The 14745-nt window shown below is 46.8% G+C and carries 2 protein-coding genes; both read left to right on the top strand.

Annotated features, from left to right (window positions below; all coding sequences use genetic code 11):
- Positions 1-7: 7 nt before the first annotated feature.
- A complete protein-coding gene (fenA, locus tag NST56_RS11300) occupies positions 8-10804 on the top strand; it encodes a fengycin non-ribosomal peptide synthetase FenA (RefSeq protein WP_339176760.1) in 10797 nt (3598 codons plus the stop codon).
- A 28-nt stretch (positions 10805-10832) separates the two neighbouring features.
- Entirely contained in the window at positions 10833-14657 is a 3825-nt protein-coding gene (gene fenB, locus NST56_RS11295; protein ID WP_339176759.1) for a fengycin non-ribosomal peptide synthetase FenB, read from the top strand.
- The last annotated feature ends 88 nt before the right edge of the window (positions 14658-14745 follow it).

Genomic DNA, 14745 nt, shown 5'->3' with positions numbered 1-14745 from the left:
TATGAACATGACAAAAGCGAATTCAATTCAGGATATTTATCCGCTGTCTTATATGCAGGAAGGAATGCTTTTTCATTCCCTCCTACAAAAAGATTCACGGGCATATGTTGAACAAGCCTCTTTTACAATAGAGGGAGAAGTTAATTTACAGTTTTTCCAAGAGAGCATCAATGCTTTAGTAGCAAGACATGACATTTTCAGAACGATTTTCATCAGCCAAAATGTCTCTTCACCTCAGCAGGTTGTCCTGAGAGAACGGACTGTCAGTGTACTGGAGGAGGACATTGCTCATTTAGATGAAGCGGGCCAATCTGAGTTTGTCGAACAAATAAAAGAAAAGGACCGCGCCAAAGGGTTTCATCTGCAAAAGGATATGCTCATGCGCATCACACTTATTCGAACCGGAAAGCGGGAATATACTTGTATTTGGACCTTTCACCACATCATGATGGACGGCTGGTGCCTCGGCATTGTACTAAAAGAATTCCTTCAGATTTATGCATCAAAAATAAAAGGGGCTCCATTATCACTGGAGCCCGTTCAGCCATACGGAACTTATATCAATTGGCTGATGGAGCAAGACAAAGAGAAAGCTATTTCCTATTGGGACAATTATCTTTCCGGCTATGAGCAGCAAACCTTGCTTCCGAAGCAGAAAAAAACAAAGAGTACAAGCAGGCAGGAGCAAATTACATTTTCATTTTCAAAAGAAGACAGCAGCAGGCTTTCAGAGCTTGCCGTAAGAGAAGAAGTCACACTCAGCACGATTTTCCATACCCTTTGGGGGATTCTTCTTCAAAAATATAACAATAGTGATGACGCGGTATTCGGTTCTGTCATGTCAGGAAGGCCCTCAGACATTGAAGGAATTGAACAAATGGTTGGGCTTTTCATTAACACAATTCCCATACGGCTACACGGATCAAAAAGGCCATTTTTACAGCTCGTAAAAGACATGCAAAAGGATCGCCTTGCTGCAGAAGCATACAGCTACCATCCTCTATACGAGATACAGTCCCGTTCAGCAGTCAAGCAAGGTTTGATAGATCATATTCTTGTATTCGAAAACTATCCGGTGCAGAAAGAAATAGAAATGCTGAACAGCCAGGAGCACGATTCAGATCTTTTTCAGATTCATAACTTCAAAGTGGCGGATGAAACCAATTACAGCTTTTATCTCATGGTCGCACCAGCGGAAGAAATCCATATAAAAATGAGCTATGATCCAGCACTGCATGACCGATCCTTTGTGCTTTCTGTTAAGGAGCATCTGTTGAACACTGTTTCTCAAATCTTAGATCATCCGCATCTCTCACCAGCAGACATCGATATCATAACAGACAATGAAAAGCTGCAGTTGATTGGGGAAATCAAAGATCACACACCAGCTTATGAAACCATCCATGCCATGTTTGAAAAACAGGCAGAAAAGACGCCTGACGCGCAGGCTGTAATTGATCAAGCACAATCTCTGACCTATAAAGAATTGAACGAATCCGCCAACAGATTGGCACGGCATTTGCGGAAAAAAGGCGTTATGAGGCAGGAACCTGTCGCAATCATGATGGAACGCTCAGCTGAGTTCATTACCGGTGTTCTCGGTATATTGAAGGCTGGAGGCGCCATTGTTCCAATCGATCCCCATTATCCGTCTGACAGAATCCATTATATTCTGAATGACTGCGGCTGCTCTCATGTCGTTTCACAAGCTCGTTTTGCACCTTTGCTTGAGACTGGCCTGAATGTTACCTATATGGAAGATACTCAAATCGAAGACGGCAGCTGCTTACATTCAGTGAATAGTGCTGACGATCTGCTCTATATGATTTACACATCAGGCACAACAGGAAAACCAAAAGGCGTTCAATTTGAACATCGAAATATGGCGAACTTGCTGCAGTTTGAATTCACTCGCTCTGGCATTGACTTTCAAAATAACGTTTTGCAATTTGCTACTCCTGCCTTTGACGTCTGCTATCAAGAAATATTTTCAACATTGCTGGAAGGCGGCACACTTCATATCGTACCTGAAGCTATAAAAAGAGACGTGCCTCAGCTGTTTGCATTTATAAAAGAGCATCAGACGGCTATTGTGTTTCTCCCAACAGCTTTTATCAAAATGATTTTCAGCGAACAGGAATTTGCGAACGCGTTTCCTCGTGATGTAAAACACCTAATTACAGCCGGTGAGCAATTAATCGTTTCCAGTCTCCTCCAAGATGTTTTGCGTCAGCGCAGCATGTGCTTGCATAATCATTATGGACCTTCAGAAACTCATGTAGTGTCGGCATATACCATATATCCGGGTGACCAAATTCCTGAGTTTCCTCCGATTGGCAAACCGATTGATTGTACTGATATGTATATTTTAAATCGCCAAAAACAGCTGCAGCCTCGGGGAGTATCAGGAGAACTTTATATTTCCGGTTCAAGTGTCGCCAGAGGTTATATCAATAACGATAAACTGACGCGAGAGAAATTTTTACCCGATCCCTTCAGGTCCGGAGCTGTCATGTACCGAACGGGAGATGTAGCGAGAATTCGTGAAGATGGCAATTTTGAATATATCGGTCGAGCCGACGATCAAGTGAAAATCAGAGGTTATCGAATCGAGCCGCAAGAAATAGAAATCGCGTTAATGAATCATCCGGAGGTAAAAGAAGCTGCTATTCTTATCCGGCAAAATCAAAGCGGAGAACATGAGTTATGCGCTTATTATAGCAGTATGCACAGGCTGGATCCCTCGGCTTTGCGACAATATCTGGCAAGTGAGCTCCCAGAATATATGATTCCGGCCAAATGGATCTCGGTGGACAGCATTCCTTTGACGCCGAACGGGAAAGTCGATCAATCAGCTCTTCCAGAACCGGAAGCTTCAATCAGCAGTCATACATACGCTGCTCCGCGGAACCTGTTAGAGGTAAAGCTTTCACAGCTGTTTGAAGATGTGCTGAAGGAAGGCCCAATCGGCATTCACGATAACTTTTTTGACCGCGGCGGACACTCGTTAAAAGCAACGGTGCTTGTGTCGCGAATCGCCAAAGACTTTCATGTACAAATCCCGCTGAAGGACGTATTTGCCCATCCGACAGTGGAGGGATTGGCTTTCATCATTCGAAATGCAGAGGAAAATCCCTATGCGGCGATTGCACAGACAAAAGAACAACCGACGTACCCAGTATCATCAGCTCAAAAGCGGATGTACGTGCTCCAGCATCTAGATAATGGCGGTGTCGGCTACAACATGCCGGCAGTTTTAGAACTTGAAGGAAAGCTTGATCGCGAAAAATTGGCTGCTGTATTCAAGGAACTGATCAGCCGGCATGAGCCGCTTCGAACGTCCTTTGTGCCGGGAGAAAACGCCGAGCCCGTACAGCGTATTCACAGTGAAGTTCCGTTTACGTTAAGTGAGGAAGCCTCTGCTGCTGGATTTGTCCGTCCATTTGACCTCAGTCAAGCGCCGTTATTCAGAGCTGGCCTTGTGAAGCTTGCGAACGAGAAGCATTTGCTGCTGGTGGACATGCATCATATCATTTCTGATGGTGTATCCGTTCAGCTGTTAATCCGCGAATTCACTGAGCGCTATGCAAATCGGACGCTTAAGCCGTTACGAATCCAATATAAAGATTACGCCGTTTGGCAGCAGGAATTTCAAAAGGGAGACACATACAAAAAGCAGGAGACTTACTGGCTGAGACAGTTTAGCGGTGAGCTGCCGGTGCTTGAGCTCCCAACAGACAAGCGCCGACCGGCAGAACGGAATTTCTCAGGCGGAAAAATTTTATTTCAAATGAATGAAGAAATCACATCCCGCCTGAAGCAGCTAGCCCGCAAAAATGGGAGTACGCTGTACATGACGCTACTGGCATTGTATTCAGCTTTTTTGTCGCGGTTAAGCGGTCAGGAAGACATCGTGATCGGTTCGCCTATTGCCGGACGCCCGCATGCCGATCTTGAATCGGTCCTTGGCATGTTCGTCAATACATTAGCGCTTCGGACGCACCCAGCCGGCAATAAGACATTTACGGATTTTCTGAAGGAAGTCAATCAGACTGCCCTGGAGGCCTATGAGCATCAGGATTATCCGTTTGAGGAGCTGGTTGATCAACTCGGTGTGCAGCGGGAAATGAGCCGGAATCCGCTGTTTGATACAACACTTGTGCTGCAAAATATGGAAAAGCAAACACTGAAAATGAATGATTTGCTGCTTAGATGGAATGATTTGCAGCATCCGATATCTAAGTTCGATATTTCCCTGTATATCACGGAGCATGAAGCTGAGCTGTACTGTCAGTTTGAATACAGTACCGCTTTGTTTGAAAAAGATACCGTTCAAAGATGGGCCGACCTTTTTATAACACTTGTGGAAAACACGGCTTCCAGTCCTGAGATGGAATTGGACGATATTCCGATCCTGACAATAGCAGAAGAAAGGTCTTTCATTGACTCATGCCATCGGCTTGAAGAGACAGGCTATCCGTTGAATCAGACCTTGCACCATGCACTCGAACAGCAAGCGGCAAAAACACCTGACCAACCGGCCGTGATTTTTGAAGACGGAGCGATAACCTACAAGGAATTGAACGAACGGGCGAACCGTGTAGCCTGGGAGCTGATCGACCGAGGAGTAAAAGCCGAAACGACTGTTGCCATTATGGGAAGGCGTTCCCCTGAAATGCTGGTCGGGATTTATGCGATTCTAAAAGCAGGCGGCGCTTATCTTCCTATTGACCCGGATTATCCAGAGGAACGGATTCGCTTTTTGCTGAAGGACAGCGATTCTGGGATTCTCCTTATTCAATCTGACAATCTAGACATTCCGGCTTTTAATGGAGAAATCGTTCATCTCAGTCAATTAAACAGCGGGCTGACACATCGTGTATCCAATCCAAATGTTGAAGTCTATCCGGATTCTTTAGCCTATATGATTTATACATCCGGCTCTACTGGAAGACCTAAGGGGGTACAGGTTGAGCATCAATCTGCAGTGAATTTTTTGAATTCCCTTCAGTTCCGCTATCCTTTGAATCAATCGGACGTCATTTTGCATAAAACGTCGTATTCCTTCGATGCTTCGATATGGGAGCTGTTTTGGTGGCCGTACGCTGGCGCCTCTGTTTACCTGCTTCCTCAAGGAGGCGAAAAAGAACCGGACATGATATTGAAGGTCATAGAAGAACAGCAGATTACCGCGATGCATTTTGTGCCTTCTATGCTTCATGCGTTTTTAGAATATCTAAAAAATGGCCCTGTACCGATCAAAACGAACAGGCTGAAGAGAGTGTTTTCTGGAGGCGAACAGCTAGGGGCTCATCTTGTCTCTCGGTTCTGTGAATTGCTGCCAGATGTTACATTAACCAATTCCTATGGGCCTACCGAAGCTACTGTAGAAGCGGCATTCTTTAATTGCCCGCTGGATGAAAAACTTGACCGCATTCCCATTGGCAAACCTATTCATCATGTCAGATTGTATATTCTAAACCAGAAGCAGAGGGTGCTGCCTGCTGGATGTATCGGGGAATTGTATATCGCCGGAGCCGGTGTCGCCAGAGGCTACTTGAATCGCCCGGAATTAACAGAAGAACGTTTTCTAGATGATCCATTTTATCCGGGTGAACGCATGTACAAAACGGGTGATTTGGCGCGCTGGCTGCCTGACGGACAGGTTGAATTCCTCGGCCGTCTGGATGACCAGGTGAAAATCCGCGGCTACCGGATTGAGCCGGGAGAAATCGAAGCGGCGCTCAGAAGCATAGAAGGCGTGCGGGAAGCGGCTGTGACTGTTCGTACAGAAAGCGGCGAGGCGGAATTATGTGCGTATGCGGAAGGGCTCGGAAGAAATGAAGTGCGCAAGCAGCTTGAGACATTGCTGCCGGGCTATATGATTCCTGCTCATATCATTGAGATGGAACAATGGCCGGTTACCCCGAGCGGAAAGCTTGACCGAAAAGCGCTGCCTGCTCCTGACGGAGCGGCAGATCGGGAAACCTACACAGCGCCGAGAAACCTGACAGAGATGAAGCTTTCCCAGCTGTGGGAGGAAGTGCTGAAAAGCGGCTCTGTCGGCATTCACGACAACTTTTTTGACCGGGGCGGCCATTCCTTAAAAGCCACCGCGCTTGTCTCCCGGATCGCCAAGGAATTCGGCGTCCTGGTGCCGCTGAAGGAGGTATTTGCCCATCCGACGGTAGAAGGTTTGGCTTCTGTCATCAGCGAAGGAATGGAAAGTCCGTATGAAGCCATTAAGCCGGCAGAAAAACGCGAGTCCTATCCGGTTTCCTCTGCCCAAAAGCGGATGTATGTGCTCCAGCAGCTGGAGGATGGAGGCACAGGCTACAATATGCCTGCGGCCTTGGAGCTTGAAGGAAACTTGGATGTGGAAAGATTAGACGCGATATTTAAAGCACTGATCAAACGCCACGAGTCACTGCGGACGTCCTTTACAACGGACACAGACGGCGAGCCGGTTCAGCGCATCCATGACGAAGTGCCGTTTACATTCCACACCTCTGTGCTCGGCGGACAAACTGAACAGGAAGCCGCGGCATCGTTTATCCAGCCGTTTGATCTCAGCCAAGCTCCGCTGTTCCGAGCGGGAATCGTCAAGATATCAGACGGGCGGCATCTATTACTGGTCGATATGCATCACATTATTTCAGATGGTGTTTCAGTCAATACGCTCATTCGGGAATTCGGAAAGCTGTACGCCAATCAGGAGCTTCCTCCGCTTCACATCCAATATAAAGACTATGCCGTATGGCAGGAGGCCTTTAAAAAAGGAGACACGTACAAGACGCAGGAGGCGTACTGGCTGAAGCAGCTCGAAGGCGAGCTGCCCGTACTGGACCTGCCGGCTGATTACGCCCGGCCGCCGGTGCGAAGCTTCGCGGGTGATCAAGTTTCGTTTACGCTCGATCAAGAACTCACAGCCGGGCTTCACAAGCTCGCACGCGAGAACGGAAGCACCCTGTACATGGTGCTCCTGGCAGCTTACACAGCGTTATTGTCACGCTTAAGCGGACAGGAAGACATCATCGTCGGGTCGCCTATCGCCGGACGTCCTCACAAGGACCTCGAGCCGATACTTGGAATGTTCGTCAACACCCTGGCGCTTCGGGCACGCCCGGAGGGCGGAAAGCCATTTGCGCAATTTTTGCAGGAAGTGCGCGAGACCGCCTTGGAAGCTTACGAACACCAGGATTATCCGTTCGAAGAGCTTGTCGACAAGCTCGGCGTGACAAGGGATATGAGCCGAAATCCAGTGTTTGACGCCATGTTAGTCGTTCAAAATACAGAGCAACAGACTTTGGAGCTGAATGACATACAACTTCAGCCGGCCAGCGTTTCTCATCATGTTTCTAAATTTGACATCACATTGCAGGCTTCTGAGGGTGACGAGCAAATTCATTTACAATTTGAATATTCGTCTGCTCTTTTTCAAAAAGCAACGGTAAAACAATGGACATATCATCTGTCAAATTTGCTGAGCCATATCGTCGAAAACCCGAACACACTTCTTAACGATCTCGACATTCTGACTCATGAAGAACGAAACAAACTGCTGAATGAGTTTAACAGCGGACAAGAAAATGAACATAAAGGGCAAACAATCGATCACCTGTTTGAAAAACAGGCAGCGCTGACTCCGAATGCTCCTGCACTCGTCAGCAGAGAAAACACGCTCACCTATCAGGAACTGGACGAATGGTCCAATGGCATTGCATGGGCCCTGCGTGACCGCGGGGTTAAACCGGACACACCAGTCGGAATTATGATGCCTCGTTCCTTCAGCATGATTGCAGCCATTCTGGGCGTTTGGAAAGCCGGCGGCTGTTATGTCCCGATTGATCCGGAATACCCGGCGGAACGGAAACGCTATATACTCGGCGACAGCCGAGCCAAACTGCTCATCACTTTACCTGCTGCGGACCAAGAAGCACTTGAAGATTTTGAAGGTGAGATATTCGCCATAGAGAACGCGGAGACATACGACGGATCACCGCTTCCGCAAGTGTCACGCCCTCAGCATTTGGCTTATATCATTTATACTTCAGGAACGACAGGCCAGCCTAAAGGAGTGATGGTCGAGCATAAAGGAATAGCCAACACCCTGCAGTGGCGGCGAAACGCTTATGCTTTGAATGAGACAGACACAGTCCTTCAGCTCTTTTCTTTTTCGTTTGACGGCTTTTTAACAAGTATGTTCACACCGCTTTTGTCAGGTGCAAAGACAGTGCTGCCTGATGAAAACGAAGCGAAAGATATTTTGTCCATTAAGCATGATCTATTTCATCATCGAGTTACACATATGATTATCGTCCCTGTTTTATATCGTGCGCTTTTGGACGTCCTACAGCCGGAAGATGCAAAGAGGCTTAGAGTAGTCACGCTTGCAGGAGAAGCAGCTGACCGGGAATTGATAGACCGCAGCATGGCAATATGTCCGAATACAGAGCTAGCAAACGAATATGGGCCGACAGAAAACAGTGTGGCAACCACAGCCATGAGACATATGGAACGGCAGAAAAACGTATGCATCGGCCGGCCGATCGACAATACTGAAGTGCTGATTTTAAACCGGGATCAGCTTCAGCCAATCGGCGTTGCCGGCGAGCTTTGCATAGCAGGAACAGGGCTTGCGAGAGGGTACGTCAATCTTCCGGAACTGACAGCAAAAACGTTCGTTCAGCACCCATTTCAGCCCGAAAAACGCATGTATCGAACAGGTGACGCAGCCAGATGGATGGCAGACGGTACGATCGAGTACTTAGGACGATTGGACGATCAAGTCAAAATCAGAGGCCACCGTGTAGAAACGAAAGAAATTGAATCGGTTATCCGCCGTATAAACGGAGTAAAAGAGGCCGTTGTCCTTGCTCGCGAAACAGCGCCTGCTCAAACCGAATTATGTGCTTATATTGTGGCAGAGCAAGACTTCAATACAGAAATGCTGCGTGCCGAATTAAAAAAACAGCTGCCTTTATATATGATGCCGGCGTTTATTCAAACGCTGGACACGCTTCCTTTGTCACCAAATGGCAAGCTGGATCGCCGGGCACTTCCAGAACCGGCATTCAATCAAGTACGGACATTTCATGCACCGAACAGCGAGATGGAACAAAAACTGGCAGATATATGGGGTGAAGTGCTCGGTGCAGAAAAAATCGGAATTGACGCTTCGTTCTTTGAGCTCGGAGGAGATTCCATTAAAGCGTTACAGGTGTCAGCACGGCTTCATCGAATCGGGAAACAAATGTCGGTTAAAGATTTATTCAGTCATCCGACAATTAAAGAATTGGCAGCCTATATTCGTGATTCCGATACTATTGCCAGCCAAGCTCCGGTTGAGGGTGAAGTACAATGGTCACCTGTTCAGAAATGGTTCCTTTCTCAAGATATAAAAGAGAAACACCATTTTAATCAATCTGTTATGCTGCATCGGAATGCCTCCGTCCAAGAAGACGCGCTGCGCAAAACGTTAAAAGCCATCACCATTCACCACGATGCGCTGCGAATGGTGTTCACACAGTCTGAGCAAGGCAAATGGGTTCAATATAATCGGCCGGTCAGTCATTCAGACGACGCACTGTACAGCCTTCAGATCATCAATCTTAAAGGTTCAGAAGTCAATGCATATGAATCTCTTATGAAACACCATGTACGTGGCATTCAACAGAACATAGATTTGGAAAAAGGGCCGCTATTGCAGGCCGGACTTTTCCGTACAGATGACGGAGACTTTTTGTTCCTAACGGCTCATCACTTCATCGTTGACGGCATCTCATGGCGTGTCCTGCTGGAGGATTTGGCAACCGGATATCGTCAGGCTGTAAAGGGAGAAGGCATTGATTTGCCGCCTAAAACTAGCTCTTTCAAAGCATATACGGAAAAACTCGCCGACTATGCTGAAAGCCGTCAGCTTATGAAACAGCTCGCCTATTGGCGCGAAGCTGAAGAGTATCAGGCAGAAGCACTGCCGTTTGATCAAATAAACGATCAAACGTTAAATCAGAGAAAACGGGAAACAGTTTCATTCTCTCTCAATACAAAAGAGACGGAGGCGCTTTTAAAAAGCGTCAACCGCACATATAACACAGATACGCAAGATATGCTGCTGGCTTCCGTGATTCTAGCTTTGCGGGATTGGACGAAACAATCCGCCGTCAAATTGTCATTAGAAAGCCACGGACGCGAGGATGTGTTAGACGGTATAGATGTCAGTCGCACGGTTGGATGGTTTACCGCCATTTATCCGTTATTCGTCAAACTAGATTCAAACTTGACCGACAAGGATCAAGAAGAATACTTGGTTCATGTGTTAAAAACAACAAAAGATACACTGAGACGCGTACCGGACAAAGGATTCGGCTACGGTGTACTCAAGTATTTGACCCCGCCTGAGAAAACTGACGTCGATTTCAGCGGCACAACGGAAATCAGCTTCAACTATCTGGGTCAATTTGAAAACAGCCGTACAACTGAAGCGCCTGATGAAAAAACCTTCTCGTTTTCTCCACTCGGGACCGGAGAAGATATCAGCACCTCTTGGAACCGTGAGCAAACGCTTGATATCAGTGCGATGGCAGCAGAAGGAAAAATGACAGTCAACATGACGTATGAAACATCCCGTTTCCAGCATAAAACAATTGCACAGCTTTGTGAGAATTGCCATCACTACTTACTGAAGCTGATTGATCACTGTCTGAACAAAACAGAAACAGAAAAAACCATCAGTGATTTTGATGATCATGAACTGACCGAGGACGCACTCCAAGAGATCGCTGATATGCTCAGTTTTCACTAATGAAACCGTATAGAAAGGTGCAGGCCATATGGGGAAAACCAAAAAAATCAAGAACATATATCCTCTGAGTTATATGCAGGAGGGCATGCTGTTTCATTCCTTCCTCCAAAAAGAGGAGGGAGCATATGTTGAGCAGTCGCTCTTTACGATAAAAGGAAACCTTAGCTATGAGATGTTTCAGCGCAGTATTCAAGCCATCATCGACCGCCATGATATCTTCAGAACCGTATTTCTGCCGCACGTCCCCAATTTATCGGGGCCTCGGCAGGTCGTGATGACAGAACGGAAATTCCATTTGCACAATGAGGACATTTCCAGCCTGCAAACGAATGAGCAGAATGATTATATTGAACAGTTTAAAGAGATAGATAAGGAAAAAGGGTTTGATTTGCAAAAAGACATGCTGATGCGGATTTCTCTGCTCAAAAAAGCGGATAATGAGCATGTCTGTGTCTGGAGTCATCATCACATCTTAATGGACGGCTGGTGTCTCGGGATCATTCTGCAGGAATTTATGCAAATCTATCAATCTATCCATACAGGAAATCACCTTTCTATGGAGCCTGTCCGTCCCTACAGCACCTATATTTCTTGGCTGACAAAACAAGACAAAGAAACGGCAGCGGACTACTGGCGTGCTTATCTGAAAAACTACAGCACCCCCTCACCGCTGCCTCGGGTGACGGACAGAGAAGCAAAAGAAGGGTATTACCGCGAAGAATTAATTTTCACTCTACATCAAAAGCTGACGGACAAGCTGAAAGAGACCGCCAAACAAACAGGCGTCACGCTTGCCACCTTTATTCAAACGGTCTGGGGTGTCATGCTCCAGCGCTACAACCGAACGGACGATGTCGTTTTTGGCGCAGTCGTTTCAGGCAGACCATCTGAAATCCCGGGTGTTGAGTCAATGATCGGATTGTTTATCAATACGGTTCCGGTTCGTGTTCAAACAGGCAAAGAAGAAACGTTAGCAGAACTGCTCACCCGCTGTCAAAAAGATATGCTGGACGCCGAGCCGTTTACCTGCCATCCTTTATTCGATATTCAGGCAAACACCGCCTTAAAACAGGAACTGATTGACCACATTATTGTCTTTGAAAACTATCCATTACAGCAAAAAATGGCTGACTCAGCTGATCGGATTGATTCACCTCTGCAAATAGACAATGTAAACGTGTCTGAACAGTCAGGGTACAATTTTAACCTTGTCGTTGCTCCCGGTGATGAACTCGTCATCAAGTTCAGCTATAATGCGCACGTGTATGATGCTGCCTGGATGACCTGCATCCAAAGACAGCTTACACAAGCGTTACAAGTTGCTGCAGATCACCCTGACATTCCCGTTGCAGACTTTTCCTTTCTTGATCCGAAAGGAAAAGAGCAGATGCTGACACAATGTAACGACACTTCGACGGAGTATCCGAAAAACAAAACAGTAATAGATCTATTCCGCGAACAGGCAGCAAAAACACCAGATCAAACGGCGCTAGTTTACGGAAATAGGTCCATCTCTTATCGTGAGCTCGATCAAAAATCGGATGCACTGGCCAGAACATTGTATGAAAACGGGCTGCGCCGAAACGGGACAGCGGGTATTTTGGCTGGTCATTCTCCTGAATTCATCATTAGTGTACTGGCTGTTTTAAAAGCAGGGGGGACATACCTTCCTCTTGACGCGGAGCTTCCGCCTGAACGGATCAGCTATATGCTCGACGAGACAAAAGCCGCTATGCTGATTGTTCAAAAAGGACTGGAGCCAAACACAGCGTTTGCAGGAACCTTCATTTCTGCAGATGCAGAGGCGCTGATTGAAGAAGATACGACACCTTTGGAAATCGTCACTGGCCCGGATGATCTCGCGTACATCATGTATACTTCCGGTTCGACAGGCCGGCCTAAAGGCGTCATGATCACCAATCGCAATGTCGTGTCCCTTGTTTGCAACAGCAATTACACATCAGCTTCTGTAAATGACCGCTTTATCCTGACAGGATCCATCAGCTTTGACGCCGTCACCTTTGAAATGTTTGGGGCCCTTTTAAAAGGAGCAACTTTGCATATCATTGATAAATCAACAATGCTGACACCAGATCTTTTTGGCGCGTATTTGCTTGAAAACAACATCTCAGTGCTGTTTTTGACAACTGCTCTTTTTAATCAGCTGGCACAAGCTCAAGCTGACATGTTCCGCAGGCTTCATACGCTATATGTCGGAGGCGAAGCGCTGTCGCCCGAGCTTATAAATGCTGTCAGACACGCGTGTCCGAAGCTTTCGCTTTATAATATCTATGGACCAACGGAAAACACGACGTTCTCAACCTTTTTTGAGATTAAAAGAGACTATGCGACTCCAATCCCGATCGGGAAACCGATCAGCCATTGTACCGCTTTCATCTTAGATGCAAAAGGACGTCTCTTGCCAATAGGCGTTCCCGGAGAGCTATGTGTCGGCGGTGACGGGGTGGCAAAAGGCTATTTGAACAGAGATGATGTAACAGCTGCCGTTTTTTCTCCTGATCCTTTCATACCTGGAAAAAAAATATACCGTACCGGTGATTTGGCGCGGTGGCTGCCCGATGGGAATCTAGAATATATCAGCCGGATTGACAGGCAGATTAAAATTCGCGGAAAACGGATTGAACCCGCTGAAATTGAAGCGCGGCTGTTAGAAATTGAAGGGGTCCGTGAAGCAGCAGTTACATTGGTGGAAACAGACGGAGAGGCGCAGTTATACACGCATTATGTTAGTGATGACAGCAGAAACGAAAAGGAAATTCGCGCTGCATTGGCACGTGTGCTTCCTGACTACATGATTCCGCAGCGCTGGGTCCGGGTTGACCGTATGCCGCTTACTGGAAACGGAAAAATCAATCGCAGCGCACTTCCTATTCCTGAAAACGAGTCTGAAAATCGTCAGGATCTTACACCGCCCAGAAACTGGGTCGAACAGGAATTGATGCAAATTTGGAAAAGCGTACTCGGTGTCAAAACGATCGGAATACATGATGATTTCTTTGCTATCGGCGGACATTCACTAAAAGCGCTTCAAGTGATACACATGCTTAAACATCATCAGCATATTGATATACCGATCGATGTCTTATTCGAAAATCCGACGATCGCCCAGCTTGCGGAAAAGCTTTATTCTAATCAGCTGACAGCGGCTGGCGAACAGCATGTGATCCAACTGAACGAGCAAGGCGGAAAAAACCTTTTCTGCTTCCCGCCGATTTCAGGCTTCGGGATTTATTTCAAAGACTTGGCACTACAGCTAAATCACAAAGCAGCCGTGTATGGCTTTCATTTTATTGAGGAAGACAGCCGCATCGAACAATACGTCAGCCGCATCACCGACATACAGCCAGAAGGACCGTACGTTCTATTAGGCTACTCCGCGGGCGGAAACTTGGCTTTTGAGGTCGTACAGGCTATGGAGCAGAAAGGATTAGTAGTCAGTGACTTCATTATCGTAGACGCCTACAAAAAGGATCAGTCTATAATAGCAGATACCGAAAAAGACGACTCAGCCGCATACCTGCCGGAAGCAGTCAGAGAAACAGTGATGCAGAAAAAAAGGTGCTATCAGGATTATTGGGCTCAGCTAATAAATGAAGGCCGCATCAAGTCAAACATTCATTTCATTGAAGCTGGCATTCAGTCGGAAACAAGCGGCCCGATGGTATTACAGAAATGGCAAGACGCCTCTGAGGAAGGCTATACCGAATACACCGGGTACGGCGCGCACAAAGACATGCTGGAAGGTGAATGTGCTGAAAAGAATGCAAACATCATACTTGATATATTAGACAAGATTACGTCAGATCAAAAAATGCTGCCAAACAAGCATTAAACAAATACAGGCCGGACAGAAGCGATCCTCTGTCCGGTTTTCTTTTTGCCAGAGAGTCGCGCATAAGAATGGATGCAAAAATGCGGGG

The sequence above is a fragment of the Bacillus sp. FSL R5-0560 genome, assembly GCF_037966305.1.
Classification (GTDB): domain Bacteria; phylum Bacillota; class Bacilli; order Bacillales; family Bacillaceae; genus Bacillus; species Bacillus mojavensis.
This window is presented reverse-complemented; position numbering and strand designations above follow the sequence as displayed.